The organism is Streptomyces sp. NPDC093801, assembly GCF_040701585.1.
Classification (GTDB): Bacteria; Actinomycetota; Actinomycetes; order Streptomycetales; family Streptomycetaceae; genus Streptomyces.
This window is the reverse complement of the sequence record NZ_JBFBDP010000003.1, coordinates 257,431-276,091: the sequence shown is the minus strand read 5'-3', so window position 1 is coordinate 276,091 and position 18,661 is coordinate 257,431. Positions and strand designations below refer to the sequence as shown.

General features: G+C 70.2%; 18 protein-coding genes and 1 tRNA gene. 9 read left to right on the top strand and 10 right to left on the bottom strand.

Annotated elements, in window-relative coordinates:
- Positions 1-98: 98 nt before the first annotated feature.
- Complete coding sequence (locus AB0469_RS04790) at positions 99-632, top strand: GNAT family N-acetyltransferase (RefSeq protein ID WP_366449873.1); 534 nt, start codon at positions 99-101, stop codon at positions 630-632.
- A 63-nt stretch (positions 633-695) separates the two neighbouring features.
- Here AB0469_RS04790 and alaS read toward each other — a convergent pair whose 3' ends face one another.
- The 6 genes from alaS to AB0469_RS04760 form a co-directional block, all read right to left on the bottom strand.
- Entirely contained in the window at positions 696-3,350 is a 2,655-nt protein-coding gene (gene alaS / locus AB0469_RS04785; RefSeq protein WP_366449872.1) for an alanine--tRNA ligase, read from the bottom strand.
- A 230-nt stretch (positions 3,351-3,580) separates the two neighbouring features.
- Positions 3,581-4,252, bottom strand: a complete 672-nt coding sequence (locus AB0469_RS04780; protein ID WP_366449871.1) for an HAD family hydrolase — start codon at positions 4,250-4,252, stop codon at positions 3,581-3,583.
- Positions 4,249-4,800, bottom strand: coding sequence for a phosphoribosyltransferase family protein (locus AB0469_RS04775; RefSeq protein WP_366449870.1), 552 nt, complete (start codon positions 4,798-4,800; stop codon positions 4,249-4,251). The genes AB0469_RS04780 and AB0469_RS04775 overlap by 4 nt, the downstream gene beginning before the upstream one ends.
- On the bottom strand, positions 4,797-5,396 hold the full coding sequence (locus AB0469_RS04770; protein WP_366449869.1) for an LOG family protein: 600 nt from the start codon (positions 5,394-5,396) through the stop codon (positions 4,797-4,799). The genes AB0469_RS04775 and AB0469_RS04770 overlap by 4 nt, the downstream gene beginning before the upstream one ends.
- Complete coding sequence (locus AB0469_RS04765) at positions 5,393-6,265, bottom strand: hypothetical protein (protein ID WP_366449868.1); 873 nt, start codon at positions 6,263-6,265, stop codon at positions 5,393-5,395. The genes AB0469_RS04770 and AB0469_RS04765 overlap by 4 nt, the downstream gene beginning before the upstream one ends.
- A gap of 44 nt (positions 6,266-6,309) precedes the next feature.
- Complete coding sequence (locus tag AB0469_RS04760) at positions 6,310-7,140, bottom strand: aspartyl/asparaginyl beta-hydroxylase domain-containing protein (RefSeq protein WP_366449867.1); 831 nt, start codon at positions 7,138-7,140, stop codon at positions 6,310-6,312.
- A 352-nt stretch (positions 7,141-7,492) separates the two neighbouring features.
- On the opposite strand from AB0469_RS04760, the gene AB0469_RS04755 reads away from it, so the two are divergent.
- From AB0469_RS04755 to AB0469_RS04745, 3 genes are all read left to right on the top strand, one after another.
- Positions 7,493-8,911: a hypothetical protein gene (locus AB0469_RS04755; protein WP_366449865.1), complete on the top strand. Its 1,419-nt coding sequence runs from the start codon at positions 7,493-7,495 to the stop codon at positions 8,909-8,911.
- Between the two features lie 23 nt (positions 8,912-8,934).
- Entirely contained in the window at positions 8,935-9,555 is a 621-nt protein-coding gene (locus tag AB0469_RS04750; RefSeq protein ID WP_366449864.1) for a GNAT family protein, read from the top strand.
- A 441-nt stretch (positions 9,556-9,996) separates the two neighbouring features.
- Entirely contained in the window at positions 9,997-10,410 is a 414-nt protein-coding gene (locus AB0469_RS04745; RefSeq protein WP_366449863.1) for an NUDIX hydrolase, read from the top strand.
- A 452-nt stretch (positions 10,411-10,862) separates the two neighbouring features.
- Here AB0469_RS04745 and AB0469_RS04740 read toward each other — a convergent pair whose 3' ends face one another.
- Together AB0469_RS04740 and AB0469_RS04735 are read right to left on the bottom strand one after the other, a co-directional pair.
- Positions 10,863-11,591, bottom strand: coding sequence for a DUF2637 domain-containing protein (locus AB0469_RS04740; protein WP_366449947.1), 729 nt, complete (start codon positions 11,589-11,591; stop codon positions 10,863-10,865).
- A gap of 397 nt (positions 11,592-11,988) precedes the next feature.
- Entirely contained in the window at positions 11,989-13,251 is a 1,263-nt protein-coding gene (locus tag AB0469_RS04735) for a DUF3631 domain-containing protein (protein WP_366449862.1), read from the bottom strand.
- 276 nt (positions 13,252-13,527) lie between these two features.
- On the opposite strand from AB0469_RS04735, the gene AB0469_RS04730 reads away from it, so the two are divergent.
- From AB0469_RS04730 to AB0469_RS04720, 3 genes are all read left to right on the top strand, one after another.
- The gene (locus AB0469_RS04730; RefSeq protein ID WP_366449861.1) at positions 13,528-13,812 is read left to right on the top strand and encodes a helix-turn-helix transcriptional regulator; all 285 of its coding nucleotides are present in this window, start codon (positions 13,528-13,530) and stop codon (positions 13,810-13,812) included.
- Positions 13,813-14,028: 216 nt separating this feature from the next.
- Positions 14,029-14,247, top strand: coding sequence for an excisionase family DNA-binding protein (locus AB0469_RS04725; RefSeq protein ID WP_366449946.1), 219 nt, complete (start codon positions 14,029-14,031; stop codon positions 14,245-14,247).
- Positions 14,248-15,456, top strand: a complete 1,209-nt coding sequence (locus AB0469_RS04720) for a site-specific integrase (RefSeq protein WP_366449859.1) — start codon at positions 14,248-14,250, stop codon at positions 15,454-15,456.
- A gap of 125 nt (positions 15,457-15,581) precedes the next feature.
- Here AB0469_RS04720 and AB0469_RS04715 read toward each other — a convergent pair.
- Positions 15,582-15,655 (bottom strand) — tRNA-Gly (locus AB0469_RS04715).
- A 470-nt stretch (positions 15,656-16,125) separates the two neighbouring features.
- Here AB0469_RS04715 and dcd point away from each other — a divergent pair.
- Positions 16,126-16,713, top strand: coding sequence for a dCTP deaminase (gene dcd, locus AB0469_RS04710; protein ID WP_007265045.1), 588 nt, complete (start codon positions 16,126-16,128; stop codon positions 16,711-16,713).
- Positions 16,710-17,207 carry a phosphoribosyltransferase gene (locus tag AB0469_RS04705; protein WP_362144003.1) on the top strand — a complete coding sequence of 166 codons (498 nt, stop codon included), beginning with the start codon at positions 16,710-16,712 and terminating at the stop codon, positions 17,205-17,207. Before dcd ends, AB0469_RS04705 begins: the two co-directional genes overlap by 4 nt.
- Before the next feature lie 96 nt (positions 17,208-17,303).
- On the opposite strand, the gene AB0469_RS04700 is transcribed toward AB0469_RS04705, so the two are convergent.
- Entirely contained in the window at positions 17,304-18,227 is a 924-nt protein-coding gene (locus AB0469_RS04700; protein ID WP_366449857.1) for a Yip1 family protein, read from the bottom strand.
- Positions 18,228-18,661: the final 434 nt, after the last annotated feature.

Sequence of the window (18,661 nt, the reverse complement as noted above, 5' to 3'; positions counted from 1 at the left end):
CTACCCGTCGTGGAGGGGCGTCCTCGCAGCTCAGCGGGCGCCATGTCGCTCCACGACCGATACTTGATCGTGTGGACAGGCCATCTATAGGTGCGTCGATGCGGCTCAGCGGTCGGCAGACGGTCGTGGTGAGACCGTTCGCCCAAGGCGACTCCGTTGCGGCACTGACCCGTCTGCTTCACCGCGCCTACGCCGACCATGCCGCTGATGGCCGGGTCTTCTTCGCTTCGTACCAATCGGTGCGGGACACGGCCTACAGGCTGGGCCGGGGTGAGTGCTGGGTGGCGCTGCAAGGGAGCGAGCTGGTGGGCACCGTGACGGTGGCGGCTCCACACGAGGTCCCGGAGGGGTATCCGGCCGGGGACGGCTCGGGGTCCTTCTGGCAGTTGGCCGTGGACCCCGTGCTCCGGGGATCGGGTCTTGGGCAGCGGCTGCTGTCCTTGGCGGAGGAACGCATCGCTGCGCTGGGCTCGGATGCCGTGGTCATCGACACGTCTGCCGATGCTGCCGAGCTGGTCGGCTGGTATGGCCGCCGCGGCTACGTGCGGGTCGGGACGTGGCGGTGGGATGTGACGAACTACGACAGCGTGGTCCTGCGAAAGGATCTGTCGGCGGGCGGACGCGGGCGGTGACGAGGGTTGTTGGCGCCTCCCGCGAGGGGAGACGCCGACAACGGTGGCTGGGGCTCTCCGGTGCTACCGGCCGAGGACGCGGGCGGCATCCTCGGTGGCGATGGCCAGCGCTTGGTCGAGGGCCTCCGTGCGGCGCCCGCCGGCGCTGGCGACGGTGCCCTTGCCTCCGGCTCCTCCGCCGACGGTACGGGCGGCGGCAGTGAGGATCTCGCTGGCCTGGATGCCGGTGTCGTGGAGGCTGCGGGTGACGGCGGCGGCGAGATGGGCCTTGCCGGTGTGCCCGGTGGCGAAGACGACGACAGCGTGGTCGCCGTTGAGGAGATCGGCGGTGTGGGCGGCCAGAGCGCGGAGCTCGTCGGGGCCGAGGTCCGTCACTTTCTGGGTGACGATCCGGCCGCCGGCGACCTGGCGGGCTGAAGCGGCGAGCTGCTGGGCTCGGCTCCGCAGCTCGGTCTCGCGGAGGCGGGCGAGGTCTTGCTGAGCGGCGCTGAGAGCGTCAAGCCGCTTGCGGAGGGTATCGGGGGCGTCCTTGCGGCGAGTGCTGAGGAGGGAGGAGACCTCGTCGAGGAGGCGGCGCTCGGTGTCCTGGTGGTGGAGGGCGCCGTGGCCGGTCAGGGCTTCGATGCGGCGGAGGTTGGAGCCGATCGAGCCTTCGCTGAGCAGGCGGAAGGCGCCGACCTGGGAGCCGTGGGCGACGTGGGTGCCGCCGCACAGTTCGCGGGAGAAGTCGCCGATGTCGACGATGCGGACGGTGTCGCCGTACTTCTCGCCGAACAGGGCGATGGCGCCGGCGTTCTCGGCTTCGGCGCGGTCGGCGTGCCAGGCGCGGACGGTCGGGTCGTCGAGGACGTGTCCGTTGACGGCGGCCTCGATGCGGGCGAGCTGGTCGGGGGTGACGGCGGAGAAGTGGGCGAAGTCAAAGCGCAGGCGGTCGGACTCGACGAGGGAGCCCTGCTGGCGGGCGTGGTCGCCGAGGGTGGTGCGCACGACGGCGTGCAGGATGTGGGTGGCCGAGTGGGAGCGCATGAGGCCCTTGCGGCGGTCGGCGTCGACAGTGGCTTCGCCCCTCGCCCCGGTGCGGAGCTCGCCTTCGAGGACGCGGGCGCTGTGGACGCGGAAGCCCTCCAGGCCGTACTGGCTGTCCGTGATCCGCAGCAGGGCGCCGTCTTCGGTGCGCAGGGTGCCGGTGTCGCCGACCTGGCCGCCGGCTTCGGCGTAGAAGGGCGAGCGGTCGAGGACGAACTCGATGTCGGAGCCCTCGGGGGCGCTGGTGGTGACGGCCCCGCCGGAGATCAGGCCGAGCACGGTGACCTCGGAGGTGAGGTGCTCATAGCCGAGGAAGTCGGTGCGCGGCAGGTGGGCGGACAGCTCCCGGTAGGTGTCCTGGCGGCGCAGGGCCTCGGCGGTCTTGGCCTTGCCGCCGGTCTTGGCGCGCTTCCTCTGCTCGTCCAGCAGCGTGGCGAAGCGGTCTTCGTCGACGGTCAGGCCGGCCTCGTGGGCGGCCTCGACGGTCAGCTCCAGGGGGAAGCCGTAGGTATCGGCGAGCTCGAAGGCGGTCTCGCCCCGCAGCGAGCCGGAGTGGCTCTCCCGGGTGCGGGTGATCGCGGCGTTCAGCAGCCGGGTGCCCTGCGTGAGGGTGCGGGTGAAGGAATCTTCCTCGGCGGTGACGACCTGCTCGATGAGGTTGGCCTGGTCGGTGAGCTCCGGCCAGACGTCGCCGAGGTTGGCGATCACGCTGGCAGTGGCGGGGGCGAGAACGGGCTGGTCGATGCCCAGCAGGCGGGCGTGGCGGATGGCCCGGCGCATGAGGCGGCGCAGGACGTATCCGCGGCCGTCCTTGGAGGGCAGGACGCCATCGGCGATGAGGTAGGCGATGGAGCGGGCGTGCTCGGTGACGACCTGGAAGGAGACCTTCTCCTCGCCGTTGCCGGGGTAGTCGCGGCCGGCGAGCTCCCGGACGGTGTTCATGGTGGGCATGAGCAGGTCGGTGGTGCAGACGTTCTCGACGTCCTGGAGGATGGCGGCGAGGCGGTCGAGGCCGAGGCCGGTGTCGATGCTCTGCTGGGCGAGCTCGCCGAGGATCGGGAAGTTGCCCTTCTTGTCGCCCTCGCCGCGCTGGTACTGCATGAAGACGAGGTTCCAGATTTCCACGTAGCGTTCGCCGTCGACGGCGGGTCCGCCCTCGCGGCCGAAGGCCGGCCCTCGGTCGTAGTTGACCTCCGAGCAGGGGCCGCACGGTCCGGGGACGCCCATGGACCAGTAGTTGTCCTCCATGCCCAGGCGCTGGATGCGCTCGGCGGGGACGCCGATCTTCCGCCACAGCTGCTCGGCCTCGTCGTCGTCCTCGTAGACGGTGATCCAGAGGCGGTCCTTCTCCAGGTTGTAGCCCTGGGTGAGGAGTTCCCAGGCGTAGGCGATGGCGTCGGCCTTGAAGTAGTTGCCGAAGGAGAAGTTGCCCATCATCTCGAAGAACGTGGCGTGCCGGTTGGTGCGGCCGACGTTGTCGATGTCGGAGGTGCGGGCGCACTTCTGGATGGTGGTGGCGCGGGGGTACTGCGGGGTGACCTCGCCCAGGAAGTAGGGCTTGAACTGGTTCATGCCGGCGTTGGCGAGCAGCAGGGTCGGGTCGGAGGGGATGAGCGGGCTGGACGGGACCTGGCGGTGGCCGCGCGAGGTGAAGAAGTCCAGGAAGGTGGAGCGGATCTGCGTCGAGCGCATGGTGGTGTGGCCCTCACGGAAAGAGTCGTGGAGAGGTGGGGGTTGATCACACGCCGAGCCGGGCCGAGAACAGGGACTGAGGGTTCTCAGTTCTCCAGCTCGACGCAGATAGCTCGCGCCCCCACGGTGTAGACCATGACTCCTGATCCGTTGCTCACAGGTGGTGCAGCAGCCCACATGGATGCAGTCATCCTGTGCGCGCTGCACCACCCAGAGTAGCGGGTCAGGCATCAAGATCGCTTGATGATTTGGTGGGAAGGCGCGGCTCCCGCCAGAAGGAGGAGCAGTACGTCGGCGAGCGCTGCCGCGTGCGGCAGGACGAGGTCGGCGCCGGCCCGGCTGAGGGCCTCGGGACCGGCGAAGCCCCATCCCGCCCCGACGACTCGTACGCCTGCCGCCCGGGCGGCGTGGACGTCGAGCTCCGTGTCACCGACGAACACGGCGCCCTCCGGTGCGACGTCGAGCTGCCGCAGGGCGAGGAGCAGCCCGTCGGGCGCGGGCTTGGGGGCCGCGTCCTCGAAGCAGACCACGGTGTCGATCAAGTCGAGGATGTCCGGCGGCAGCAGCCAGCCGACCCTGCGGCGGCTTCGGAGGGTCACGATGCCCGTGGTGACACCTGCGGCCCGGAGGGCGGTGAGGGTCTCGCCCACGAACGGGAAGACCTCGGTTTGGAGGCTCGCCGTCGCGGTGGCCGCGTCCCAGCCGTCGTCGTTGATCGCTCCACTCAGTCCGAGTTCCGCCAGGACCTGCTGGCGCGGCACGGTCGCCGCGTCGGCGGGGAGGTCGGCGACGGTGACGCGGCGGTCGAGCGCGGAAGTCGCGAACCCGGCCAGGGTGGCGAGTTGGGCGGCATGGCTGTCGAGGAGGACCCCGTCGAGGTCGAAGAGCACGGCCCGCTTCACGCGGCAGCACCACCTTGAGAGGGCGGCAGGTCGGCCTCGGTGAGCAGGGAGTGCAGGGTGACGCGGTGCTCGGCCAGCAGCATGCGCCCTCCGAGCGGGCGCTCCAGTACGCACAGCGCGTCGGTGACCGGAGCGCCGGCGATCCGCAGGGTGCGGGCCATCTTCAGCAGCTGGCCGCCGGAGCGGACCACGTCGTCTACGAGGACGGTGCGGCGGCCGGCGTGGGCGGCGCCCTCGATCTGTCGCCGGGATCCGTAGCCCTTGGGCCGGCGACGCAGGAAGACGGCGGGCAGGCCGGTGGCGGCGGACAGGGCGACGACGAGGGGGACGCCGCCGAGCTCGATCCCGGCCAGCAGTTGGGCGTCGGCAGGCACGAGGCCGGCCAGGGCGGCGGCGGTGTCGCGCAGGAGTGCGGGGTCGGCGGCCAGACGGTACTCGTCGAAGTAGGCATCCAGCCGGGCGCCGTCGGCGAGCTGGAACGGGGCGGTGACGCAGGCGGTTTCGGCGAGCCGGGCGGTGAGGCCGGCCGGCGTCGTGCTGGCGGTCATGCTTCTCCGATCGGGGCTGTGTCCAGCGTGGCGAGGCAGGTGCGGAAGGCGTCGGCGGATTCGACGGTGGTGAGGAAGCCGAGTGGTCGTGTCGGGGTCTCGTACAGCCACTTCTCCTGCCGCAGGAACGCGAGCAGTCGGAGGGCAGCCGGCCCGGCCAGGAAGATCGGTACGGGCCGGATGGTGGTCGCGTAGTACAGGGCGGCGGTCAGCTCGTGCAGGGTGCCGACGCCGCCGCCCATCGCGACGATCAGATCGGCGTACCTCAGGTAGTGGTTGATCCGCGCGCCGAGGTCGTGGAGGTGGATCGAGTTGGTGACGTGCGGGTTGAAGGATCCCCACTCGTCGTGTTTTCCGGTCAGGGTGACCGCGGTGACCGGGGCTCCTTCGGAGCTCGCTCCGCGGGCGGCGGCCTCCATCAGCCCGTTGTAGCCGCCGTGCAGGAGCGAGTATCCGGCCCGGGCCACGGCCTGGCCGATCTCCTCGGCCAGCCGCTCCTCCTCAGCTGAGGCGGGGACGACGCCACCGAAGAACACGGCGGTCAGGCCCTCGCGGGCCCAGCTGGTGGCCGGGCCCGCGAGGTGGAGTGCGTTCACACCAACTCCTGGTAGGTGCGGTAGGCGGCGATCGAGTCGCCCAGCCCGTCGAGGGCCTCGGGGCAGGCCCGCTCGACCAGCGCGAGCATCCGCGCGATGGCCGCGTCCACGTCCTCGGCGAGCGGGACGGCCGGCCCGCCGATCGCCGCATCCAGGTCGCCCAGGCAGGCCCGGCCGATCGGGGTGACGGCGATCTCCTCGCGCAGCTGGTACCAGCCCCAGAACCGGGACGCCGGGGCCAGGGCGGCCTTGATGAGGTCCTTCGTCGCGGTGTGGAGCCGATGCCACTCCGAGTACGCGACGAATCGCTGGCCCCGCTTGATGCGCTTGTGCAGCAGTACGGCCAGCACCAGGTGTTCGATCAGCAGCTCGGTGCACGTGCGCGGCCGGGCGAGGAACTCGGCGGCGAAGCGCTCGGCCGTCAGGACCGCCTCAGGGCCGGCGGGTGTCGGCTCCCGGTCGAGGATCGAGGCGGTGGCGACCGCTGCCCGCAGGCGCGGGATGTGGGTGGCGGGCACGAGGTAGAGGTCGATCTGGTGCAGCCTGCCGTCGTCCGGGACGAGGAAGACCATCCCGACGCCGCCGAGGTCGGCGACGATCGTGTCGCGCCAGCCGGGCAGCAGGGCGCCGGCCTCGATGGTCATCAGGTCGTCCAGGGCCTTCACGAACGCGGGCAGCTGGGCGTCGTGGATGCCGACGACGAAGTCGACGTCGGAGAGGCGGTCGGCGGTGCCGTGGGCCAGCGAGCCGCGAACCATCAGGTGCGTGACGGCCTGCGAGGTGGCCAGGATGTCGGCGAGGCTCGACAGGAGCGGTAGCTGGGCCGGCCGGTTGGCGTGGGTGAGTTCGGCCAGGTACAGGGTGGGCATGCGCGTCCTCCGTTCGGATTCCGGCGGGTTGGACTTGCGGGTGGTCAGGCGGTGAGGGCGAGGAGGCGGCGCTTGGCCGTAGCCCAGCGCGTCGCGGCCTCTTCGTCGCCGAGCGAGGTGTGGAGCTCGGCGATCAGGTCGTAGACCGCGCCTTCCGGCAGGGCGTAGGCGTAGAAGAGCCGCAGCAGCATGCGCTCGGCCGCCTCCGTGTAGCCCAGGTCGGCCATGGCGCGGGCGGCCTGCAGCCGCTCGGCGGTGATCGTCTCGTTGATCGCGGGGAGCGGCTCGGCAGCGGCCGGGTGGAGCGAGGGGTGCCGGGCCAGGCGCCGGTAGGCGTCGTCGGCGTACACGTCGGCGATCAGGTGGATCCGGTCCGGGCCGAGCAGGTTGCAGACCCCGTGGGCGTACGTCGGCGTCAGCCGCCAGATCCGCCCGCCGGTCATGTGGACCTTGGTGCCGCCGGTGACCAGGTACGCCGAGGAGTTGGTGTGGAGCGGGATGTGCAGCCGGTGCCGCTCCACCTGGTCGAGCTCGTCGTAGTCGCGGTGCTCCCACAGGAAGGCGTTGGGCTCCAGGCGGGCGAGCCGCACCCACATGTAGTTCAGACCCAGCTCGGCCAGCAACGCGGCGGTGTCCGGCATCTGCGCCAGAAGGTCCGTCGGCCTGGCCGCGCAGTCGCCGATTGTCACGTCGGCGGCGTTACCGGAGGCATTCATCAGCGAGGTCGTCCACCAGCCGCCCGACTGGTAGGCGCCGTACTCCGCCTTCCAGGGCGCCTGGGCCGTCAGGGCCTCGTGGCGCATCCGCTCCAGCTGGGCGGAGTCCACGGCGTCCAGCTGGGCGATCTGCCCTGCCAGAGCGGTCGGAGTTTCCATCGGTTCCCTCCCGTTCCCGGCCCGCCGAGCAGCGGACAGGTGTGCGCGTGGTGCTGGATGGGGTGATCGAGCCGGACTGCTGACGAACAGCCGTCGATCTCACGCATTGCGGTCAGAGCGACACGTAAAGCGAAGTGCGTTCAGCATGGGGCGGGCGCCGAGGCATGGATACGACGTCGCCGCCGTCATGGAGCCGCCCTCGTCGAGGCCTGGTGCGACGGATGATGACGTCATGCGTCATGACTGCCGTCATGGCTGCCGTCATCTGAGCCGCAGAGCGGCCGAACGGGTTTCCCGCTGATCGGCCATGGCTATCGTCAGACCAGGCGAACGGGGACGGAGAGGATCTGCGGTGGCTGAAACTCCCACGCTCTTACGGGTCTTGACGCTGCAGCGGCACTGGCAGGTCTACGAGACATTCCGCCTCCGGTTCGAAGCGACCGCGAACACGGTCGCGGAGGAGCAGAACGACCGCCGGCTTCAGGGCTTGTCGGTCTCCAAGCGGCAGTTCGAGCGCTGGTACGGCGGTGCGGTCAAGACCCGCCCCTACCCGGACCAGTGCCGAGTGCTGGAGGCGATGTTCGGCGTCAGCGTCGATCGTCTTCTTGTTCCCGCGCCTGCGGTCGATACCCCGATCGTCGTCCCACCGCCACGGCCAGTTCCTGTCCTTCTCCCCTCCGAGCGGGCAGCGGCACTGCCTGCTGGTGGCCCGTTCAGCAGCGAGTCCCGCCTCGACGCGGGCACCACGGAATTGGAAAGGCAGGTCGCGATGGCGGCTCGTCGTGCGCTCAGGTTCACCGCCCTGGCGGAGGGCAGCAGCATTGGCCCGGAGACCCTGGGCCAGATCCATGACGAAGTGCGACGGCTCACCGTCGCCTACCCGAGGCTCGCGTTGCCGACCTTGCTCGGCGACCTGGTCGAGGTACAGGACCTCACCTTCCGGCTCCTCGAGCACGGCCGGGTCAAGCCCCTGCAGGCCCGCGATCTCTATCTGCTCGCCGGCATCACCTCCGGCATGCTCGCCAAAGCGAGCCACGACCTGGGCAACCCCAGTGCCGCGATGATGCAGGCCCGCACCGCCTTCGTCTGCGCCGACAACGCCGACCACCACGCGATGCGCGCCTGGGTCCGTTCCCTGCAGTCGCTCATCTCCTACTGGGCCGGGCGCCCGTCCGAGGCCGCCGACTACGCCACCCTCGGGCTCGGTGCGGCGGGCAACGTTCGCGGCACCACCAGCGTCTGGCTGGCCTGCCTCTCCGCCCGCGCCCACGCCCTCCTCGGCGACGGCGAAGCCACCCGTACCGCTATCCAGCAGGCCGAGGAAGCCCGTACGGCCGCCGAACCCGACGACCTCGATGCCTTCGGCGGCATCATGACCTTCTCGGTGCCCCGGCAGCTGTACTACGTCGCCGAGGCCACCGTGCACCTCGGCGAGGACCCCGCTCTCGGCGAGAGCCAGTCCGAGGCCGCCGTCGCCGCGTACCGCACCGCCACGGAAGAAGAATGGGCCTTCGGCGACGAGGCCGGCGCGCAGACCGACCTCGCCCTCGCGCGCATCGCCCGCGGCGAGATCGAAGGCGCCATCGAAGCCGTCCAGCCGGTACTCGACCTCCCCGTCGAGCAGCGCAACTTCGGCATCACCAGCAGCGCCCAGCGGGTCCACGCCGCGCTCCAGGCCGACGGCAGGCGCAACCGAGGCGCGGCGGCGGCCGGCCTCCGCGAGGAGATCGAAGCCTTCACGGCCACCCCGACGTCCGTCCTCGTCCGGTGACCCCGCAGGTAGGCTCCGCAGCCATGACCCCAGTCCACCTGGCCGGCCCCCGCCTGGCACTGCGCGAAGTCGAACCCGAGGACACCGCCGACCTCCTGGCCATCTACGGCGACCCCGAGGCCACCCGGCACCTCAGCTTCGAGCCCCGCACCCCCGACCAGGTCCAAGCGATCGTCGACCGGTCCATCGGCTCCGCGAAGGACACGCCCCGGACCGAGTACTGCCTGGCCATCACCCCGCGCGGTGAACACCGGCTGATCGGCTACGCGCGCCTCGCGACCGAACCCCAGCAGGCGGCCACCATCGGGTTCGCCCTGAACCCCGCTGAGTGGGGCAAGGGCCTCGGCATGGAAATCGTCCACGTGCTCTGCGCGCTCGGCTTCAAGGCCCTGGGCCTGCACCGCATATGGGCCGCACGTTCGCCGCTCAACGAGGCGTCGGCGCGTACCCTCCTGCGGGCGGGCATGACCGAGGACGGGCGGATCCGCGACCACGTCTTCGTCCACGGAGCCTGGCGGGACTCGATCACCTACTCGATCCTGGAGCACGAGTGGGCACCGACCGGCAGCTTCGACCTCAGCGCTGACGAAGGAGCCCCGGTGGGTATGCCCGTGTCTGCGACTGACGGCGGACAGGACAGGTGAGCCGGTGCTGACCGAGCAAGGCTTACCGCACCACCTGGCAGTCCCCGGCATCGCCGAGTTCGCTCGCGGTGGCTTGCCCGAGCCGCCGACCACCAACGACGGCAACGAGTGGGTCGAAGGGGTGTGCTGGCTGTACTGCGGACAGCGATGGACCCGCGTCCTGTGGATCGGCCCGGTCAGTGTGGCCGGAGCCCAGGCGCCCATGTACGCCTGCGGCCCCTGCATCGCAGAGCTCCAGGAACGTGTCTGGTGCTCCATCCGTCGCCACGATGAGCCCGCTCGTCCCACCGACCGACCCGAGTGCGGACGGGAGGCCAGAACCGCTGTCAGGGGGCGGGGACGCCACCGACGCAGCGGCGCACCGTCTGCCTAGACAGCCACCCGGATCATCCCCGTCCATATGTCCTTCCCATCCATCCTGGCCGTCCTGGAGGAGTAGACGTGACGCAGCAGAATGCCGGGGAGCGCCCGGGTGTCGCCGCGGCCATCGTGGTGCACAAGGGCCGCGTGCTCATGGTGCGGCGTCGCGTTAGCGAGGGCAGGCTCTCCTGGCAATTCCCCGCAGGCAAGGTCGAGCCTGGCGAAAGCCGGGAGGATGCAGCCGTGCGCGAGACCCAGGAGGAGACAGGTCTGATAGTGAAGTCGGTACGGCTACTGGGTGAGCGGGTCCACCCGGACACTGGTCGGCTGATGTCCTACACGGCCTGCAAGGTGCTCGGTGGAAACGCGCATGTCGCGGATACCGACGAACTGGCCGAAGTCGCCTGGGTAGCCCACGCCGAGATCCCGCAGTACGTCCCGTACGGTCTGTTCGCGCCGGTACAAGAACACCTCGACGCGGCTCTCGATCGCTGATGCCTGGTCAATGAACGGCTTGGGCGGGCTTCCGGGGACACCTGCTGTGCTCCCTGAGGAACATGGCCGCTGCCAGTGATGGCGGCGGCCTTCGGGCTCCCGTCCGCCTCGGGAGCGCTTGCGCCGGGGGTTCGGACTTCGGCTGCGATCCGCCCTCGGTCGCTGCTTGGTGGACCGGTGCCCCCTGGCTCCGGTCCGCTCCCGCCACCCCAGGGGCGGGATCGGCTAAGACGCGCTTCCCCGACGGGGAAGAGTGTCTTAGCCGATAACTTGCTCCAGCTGGAACGAGGTCGAGCGGTTCGGGCTGCCGCCGGTCGTTGGCGATGAGGGTGTGCTGCTCGTGCATCGTCGGGGGCTTCGGATGCCGGCGGTGCGATGGGGAGACGACGGGGGAACGGGGCGAGCGCCCCGCCCCTTCGCGTGTTCCGTGCAGCGGGCAGCGGTGGTGGGAGTCAGGCAGCGTCTGCCTGGGCGGCATCGAGTTCTGCCTGGAGATCCTTCTTGGCCCTTTCGAGGAGGTCCTTGCCCGCGCCCAGGCCCTTGGCGCGAACGGCCTCCTCGATGCGGCGGCGCGAGACCCTGCCGCCGCGGCCCCGCGGGGCCGCGCGCCCGATCTCGACCACCTGCTCGAAGGTGGCGACGGTCTGGCCGAAGCGTTCGACGGGGGGCTTCCCGGCCTCAGCCACTTGCTCGAGTTGTGGCTGAGCCACCTTTTCAGCGGGCTGCGGTTCGGGCGCAGCAGCGGTGCCCCGTCCGGGCCGGGGGCGCATGGGCCTGTTAATCGTCGGGGCCGGGATCTGTGGCTCCAGGTGTGCCGGGTGGCGCTGGACGATGAGGTACAGGTGGACAGCTCCGGCCAAGGCGAGCGGGGCGATGGCGGAGATGACGCCGACGGTGACGTCGTCCAGCAGGAGCCCCGCGTGGCCGGTCTGCTGGTTGAGGCGGACGGCGTGGAGCACGTTCGCCCAGATGCTGGTGGCGGTGGCCAGGCTCACCAGGCTGGCCACGTACAGGCGGGCTCGCAAGTGGACGGTCCGCAGCACGAGCAGGGCTCCGATGCCGATGGCGATGAACCCGTCGATGACCAGAGGGAAGGCATATGTGAGAGCGGGGTGGATGTGGCTGGCGGCGGCCATCTGGCGCAGCGCGTCGTAGGAGAGCGCGAACGCGGCCATGGCCATCAGGGCTACTCCGGTGCGGATCGCCTCGGCCAGGGATACCCGGAAGGGCTGGGCAGAGGAGGTGGAGGCGGGGTTGTGCGAGGGCAAGCGTGGGGCTCCCAGAGGTGGTGGAGGCGGCTGCCAGCGGTGACGGCCGTGGCGGATGAAGACTCGTCCCACTCGTCCCATGCCTGGTCAGAGGTGGTACGGGTCGCAGAGCGGTACGGGTTGGACCCGTCCCAGCGCGGTGAGCCGTCCCTGCGCTGACCTGCCTGGGGGACGAGTGCGAAAGAGGCGGGTGGCGCGGAGCTGGCCGACGGCTCTTGGACGTGGCGAGTGGTACGGGTCCACCCGTCCCGCCCTTGCGACTCGTCCCCGCGCTGACCTGCGCTGATACGAGTGGGACGGGTCGGGACGGTCACGTCCCGGAGGGCTCCGACGGGGTTTCGGACGGGCAGTACCGGTCCCAGGCGTCCATGAACTGGGCGCGGGTGAAGCCCTTGGCCTGGGTCCCCTCGGGGAAGCGGCGCGTAGACGATCTGATGGCGAAGGGATCCAGCAGGATCTGCAGGCGGCGCGGGATCAGGCCCTGGGCGCCGTCGTTGGCCCAGGGGGCCTCCTCGTCACGGTTGAGCATGGTGAGGATCGTCCTGGTGGGCAGGGCAGCCGGGTCGCCACAGGCTGCGAAGGCGCGGCGGATGTCGACCAAGAGGCGGGTGTGCAGCGAGTTGTCCTGGTCGAGGGCGGCCTCATGCGCGGTCATCCCTCGGCACGCGGTTCGGGCACGCTCGGGCCAGTCGCCTCCGGCGAGGTCGGCAATGATGACCAGCGGCTCCCAGGTGTCCGCGGCCCTGTCCTCCACCGGCATGGAGACGGGCATCAGCCCGATCGCTTCCTTGCCTCGCGGGCGCAGCCACGCGGCGAGGCGGTCGCGTACCGCGTGCAGGGCAGGGGTGTCGCGGAAGGCGCGGAACTCCGAGACGGTCTCGCCGTTCCGGCGGCGACGCATCCGCATCACCACGGACCGATCCATGATCGTGTCGGGCAGATCGCCGATGCCGGCGAGGGCGGCCATCGCGAAGGTGTGGAAGCGGACCACCTCGTGGTTCGGTCCGGCGACGCGCAGCGTGTAACGGCTCTTCTGGAAGCCCGCGTTGAGCAGGCCCCGAAGCTCCTCGTTCTTCTCCGCGACCTTCGCCGAGCCGAAGATCGTGTCGACCTCGTCCACCAACAGGGTCGGCGGATCCGACTCGCCGATCGACCGGAAGATCGCCGCCGCCGAGGCGTTCACCGTGATCAGTGGGTCGTGGACGGTCTCGGTGATCACGTCGAGGAGGCGCGACTTGCCGCACCGCTTCGCCGGACCCACCACTGCCAGGCGCGGCGCGTGCTGCCAGACCGACTGCAGGTGCGTGGCCGCCACCCACAGCGTCACCGCTGTGAGCGCCTCGGGGCTCGGCAGAACCACGTACCGCTCGATCTGCGCGGCCAGATCGGCCAGCACCTGGTCGCCCTGCGTGCGGGGACCGATCGGAGCGGAGACGGGTTGTGGCAGTGAAGCCTTCGGTTCCGCGGCCGAGTCCTCCTGGACGGTCCGGTGGGCATCGGGCTGCCCGGGTACGGCCACCGGCGGCCAGACCGCCTTGGGCGGGGCGGTGGTGGGGTCAGGGGTATTGGGCATCAAGGGGGCGGCTCCTTTGCCGGTGCCGCGCTAGCGGTCACCTCTCGGTAATTGGGAAGGGAAATCCGGCGTGGCCGGGGTGCGTGGACAACACAGCCACACACCAGGTCCAGAAGTCCAGAGCTGGCTCTAAAACTCCTGAAGGGTTTCCAGCCCCAGAACCGTAGGCCCTGAATCCCGGTCACCGAAATCGCTGCCGCCCACCAGTGAGTGCATCGCTGACGGCAGACAGGAAATGGGTTCCCATAGGGCCGCGGCGGAAGCTACAACACACCAATGCCGCCACGATCTCTTGAAATCGGACCCGCCGGCCGATCCGCTGCCCGCGCCATCGAGCGCACCCGTGTCGCCCGTGGATACTCCCAGCGCCAGCTCGCCGCCCGCATCCGCGCCCTCGGTCGACCCATGACCTTCACCGCGCTCTCCCGCATAGAGCGCACTGTCCGCCGCTGCGATGTCGACGACCTCGTCGCCATCGCCGCCGCCCTCGGAACGCCGCCCCAGACCTTCCTCATGAACGAGCCGGAGCGTCCCCAGGCGGCTGGAGTGGGCGAAATATAGACGACGATCCCCGGTTTCCGAAACCGGGGATTCTCCAGACCATTGGTGCTGCCGGTACGCCCGCCGTCCCGCCTCTTGTCGTACCCCTGCCCATTTCACGAGAGGACACTCTTGCGTCGATCGCCGATAACCCCTGCCCGAAAAATCCTCGCCGCCGATGGAGCGGGCGGGAAGAGTCGGACATCAATTGCCGAGGAATCCAGTGCCGTGAAGGAGGTGACGGCAAACGACCGTCTGCTCACGGTCGAAGAAGCCGCAGAGCGCCTCGGTACCGGCGTGCGTTTTATCCGCCGCCTCATCGCCGAGCGGCGTATCCGCTACGTCAAGCTCGGCAAGCACGTCCGCATCGCCGACAGCGTGCTGGCCGCCTATATCGCCGAGCGGACCGTCGAGCCCGTCCGCGGGCGCCGCGCCGGCTATGGGCTGGTGGTCTGAGTGGCGCGCTCCCGCAGAAGGGCCCCTCGCCGCAGCTTCGGCGCGATCCGTACTCTCCCCTCGGGCCGCTACCAAGCCCGCTACCCCGGCACGGACGGCGTGCTGCGACCCGCTCCGCAGACGTACGAGAGCAAGCGGGAAGCGGAGCTGTTCCTCGCCCAGATTCAGGCCGACCAGGCCCGTGGCGACTGGATCGACCCGACCGCCGGCGAGGTGCTGTTCGCCGAGTACGCCCTGCGTTGGATCGAGGAGCGGGGCATCGCGGCCACCACCGACGAGCTGTACCGGCGGCTCCTACGTCTCCACCTGGAGCCGTCCTTCGGGGAGGAGTACGTGAACGCCATCAGCTCCGCCAAGGTCAGGACCTGGCGCGCGGAACGGCTGAAGGCGACCGGCAAGACCACGACGGCCAAGTCCTACCGGCTGCTGAAGGCGATCATGCAGACGGCGGTCGAGGACGAGCTGATCCGGCGCAACCCGTGCTCGATCCGAGGTGCGGGGCGCGAGGACGCCGACGAACGGCCCGTTGCCACCGTCGAGCAGGTCTTCGCGCTCGCCGACGCCATCGGGATCCGCTGGCGGCTGATGGTCCTGCTGGGGGCCTTCGCCTCCATGCGGCCGGAGGAACTGGCCGAGCTGCGACGTGCCGACGTCGATCTCGACGCGGGCTCGGTCCGCGTACGCAGGGCCGCCCCGGAGTTGAACACGGGCCGCAGGGTGGTCGGGGATCCCAAGTCCCGTGCGGGCAAGCGGGAGATCATGCTGCCCAGCTTCGTCCTCCTGGACGTCCGCCGGCATCTGGAGTGGTTCGCGCAGGACGGGCCCGAGGGTCTCGTCTTCGTGGGGGAGAAGGGCGCACCCCTACGCGGTACGTCCTTCGGCCGGAAGTGGCGCAAGGCCCGCGATGCGGTCGGCATGCCGAAGGAGTTCCGCTTCTACGACCTGCGCCACACCGGAAACACCCTCGCCGCCGACACCGGCGCCAAGCTGAAGGACCTCATGGTCCGTGCGGGCCAGTCCTCGGAGCGGGCCCAGCTGATCTATCAGCACTCCACCAAGGAGCACCAGCGCAGGCTCGCCGCCGACATCGACGCCACTGTCCGGCTCCAGCGGGTGCCTGCTGACGGCGGGCGGCCCAGCCCGACTGGGACCGGGCGAATGTTCGTGCCCTCGGCGCCGGCGTCCGGTCGGGCCGCTCGGGCGAGGTGATCCTCACGCGGGGCACACATCAACCTGATGCCCCGTTAGGGCAGTTATGGCACGCGAATGGCACGCGGGCCCCGATAGGTCTAGACAACAAACAAGCCCCAGGTCGCTGACCTGGGGCTTTGTCATGGAGCGGATGACGGGAATCGAACCCGCGCTATAAGCTTGGGAAGCTCATGTTCTACCATTAAACTACATCCGCAGAGTGGTCCAGTTGCCTGGATCCCTACCGTTGCACACTGTACCCCATGATCGACCCCCGGTGAATCCACCCGTCGGGTCGAGGTCGTCCGGACGGGGCACCAGGCGTCACGGGTGCGGGAGTTGGGGCGTACCTTTGGGGTGCGGAGCGGCGGCTGGAGTGGGTCCCGATCATCCCCTAATGTGGCGATTCATCGCAGTACGGCTCGTTGGGGAAAGGGACTCGATGGAGCGCACAGTCGTCCGTTGTGCCGAAGGGCACGTTTTCAGCACCGCCTCCTTCCCGCTGCAGCACCTCGGTGCCGGCCGGATCGGACCGGGGCGGCTGCTGCGGTGTCCGCGGTGCGCGCGGCTGAGGCACGCGGTGCCCGTGGGCGGCGTCAAGCGGTAGGGACGTCGCACCGGGTTCCGGAGGCGCGCGGGCCCGCTCTCGATTGGGGGCGGCCCGCGCGCTCTGCGTATCCTCGGGACGTGCTTCTCTCCGACAAAGACATCCGGGCCGAGATCGACAGCGGACGGGTTCGCATTGACCCCTTCGACGAGTCGATGGTGCAGCCCTCCAGCATCGACGTGCGCCTCGACCGGTTCTTCCGGGTCTTCGAGAACCACCGCTACGCGCACATCGACCCCGCGATCGAGCAGCCCGATCTGACGCGCATGGTCGAGCCGGAGGGGGACGAGGCCTTCATCCTGCATCCGGGCGAGTTCGTCCTCGCCTCGACGTACGAGGTCATCTCGCTCCCCGAGGACATCGCCTCCAGACTGGAGGGGAAGTCCAGCCTGGGCCGCCTGGGCCTGGTGACGCATTCGACGGCCGGCTTCATCGACCCCGGGTTCTCGGGCCACGTGACCCTGGAGCTGTCGAACCTCGCCACCCTGCCGATCAAGCTCTGGCCGGGCATGAAGATCGGGCAGCTGTGCATGTTCCGCCTCAGCTCGCCCGCGGAGTTCCCGTACGGCAGCGAGCGGTACGGGTCCAGGTACCAGGGGCAGCGCGGGCCGACCGCCTCGCGCTCCTTCCAGAACTTCCACCGCACCCAGGTGAGGCACGAGGCATGAGCGAAGTACGCGAGACGCTGACCTACGAGGCGTTCGGCAGCGCCGTCCGAGAGCTGGCGCAGACCATCGCCGCCGACGGTTACGAGCCGGACATCATCCTCAGCATCGCCCGGGGCGGGGTGTTCGTCGCCGGCGGTCTGGCCTACGCGCTGGACTGCAAGAACATCCACCTCGTGAACGTGGAGTTCTACACCGGCGTGGGCACCACCCTGGAGATGCCGGTCATGCTGGCACCGGTGCCCGAGGCGATCGACTTCACCGACAAGAAGGTCCTCATCGCCGATGACGTGGCCGACACCGGGAAGACGCTCAAGCTCGTCCACGACTTCTGCCTCGGCCACGTCGCCGAGGTGCGCTCGGCCGTGATCTACGAGAAGTCGCACTCGCTCGTGAAGTGCGAGTACGTGTGGAAGAAGACGGACGACTGGATCGAGTTCCCGTGGTCCACGGAGCCGCCGGTGGTCAAGCGCGAGGGCCAGATCCTCGACGCCTGACGCCCGGGACCCACGGGAAGGGGCCCGTCGCGCACACTGCGCGACGGGCCCCTTCCCGTGTCCCGGGGGCCGGCTGTCCGGCCATGAGGTCAGGGCTCAGAGCATGCCCAGCTTGATCATCGACAGCAGGGCGACCAGCTGGATCGCGGACGCGCCCAGCGCCTTCTGCCAGGGCAGGTCGTGCGACTTGCTGACCATCGAGGTGAACAGCGCCGCGGCCGCCAGCCAGGTCGCCCAACCCAGGACCTGCACGACCATGTTGTCGCCGCTCAGGAACACCGCCACCAGCAGGCGCGGGGCGTCCGTGACGGACATGACCAGCATCGACAGGCCGACGGTCGGCTGCCAGGCCCCGTCGCCGCCCAGCTGGCGGGCCAGGGTGTGGGTGACCGCGCCCAGGATGAGGCCGCAGACGACGAAGGCCGCGCCGGTGCTCAGGACGATCGGGATCGCCTGGGTGAGGGTCGCCTTGATCGCGTCCTCGCGGGCCTTGTCGAACCCGAAGACGGCGAGCATGCCGTAGATGAAGGTCACGGTGAGCGCCGGACCCCAGACGGCGTAGTCGCGCATCTGGAGGAACGTCGGCCCGGGCCTCAGCACGATGCCGCGCAGCAGGTCCTTCCAGTGCAGGCGCGGCCCGGCCGGGGCGGCCGCGGCCGCCCCGGCGTGGTAGGTCGCGGCCTGGCCGTACGGGTCCTCGCCGAGGGAGAAGGCCTGGGTGTGGCCCGGGTTGTCCGCGTACGCGGGCTCGTGCGGGGCCGCGTGGTGCGGCTGCTGGTGGTGGCCGCTGCCGTACGGGTCGAAGTACTCGGGCTCCCCGTGGCCGCCGCCACCCGGCTGGGGCCAGTGCTGCTGGGGCGGCGGGCCGCCGGCGGGCGGGTACGGCTGATGGCCGTACGGCGCCTGCGCCTGCGCCTGGGGCGCCTGCTGCTGACCGTACGGCTGCTGCCGCGGGGCGTGCGGGGGTTGTTGCGGGGGGCGGTTGTCGTCCCGGCCCCGTCCGATCCTGAATCCAGCCACGTGATCGAAAGTACCTGCTCCGGCGGGCGGTGGTGGCCGGGCCGGTGGAAACGGGGCCTTTGCGGCTGAGCTGTGACATCCCCTAGGGGGCGTGGGGGTGGGGGTTTCGCCAGGGTGTATGGCGGTTTGTCGTCATACGTTGCCTTGCCGGCGGAATGCCGACGGGACCGGCTCGGGCGGCGGACCCGTCCCGGCATGCAGGAACGGCCGGTCCCCCTCCACGGGGACCGGCCGTTCCTGTCGGTCGCGCTGTGGCGCTACTTGGCGCCCTCGGACTTCACCTCGGACTCCGCCTCGGCGGAAGCCCCGTCGGCGTCCGCCTCGCTGTCGGCCTTGGCGTCGGTGCCGGTGTCGGCCTTGGCTTCGGCCTTCGCCCCGGCCTCCGGAGCAGCCTCCGTCTCGGCGTCGGCCTCGGCGTCGGCCTTCGCGTCCGC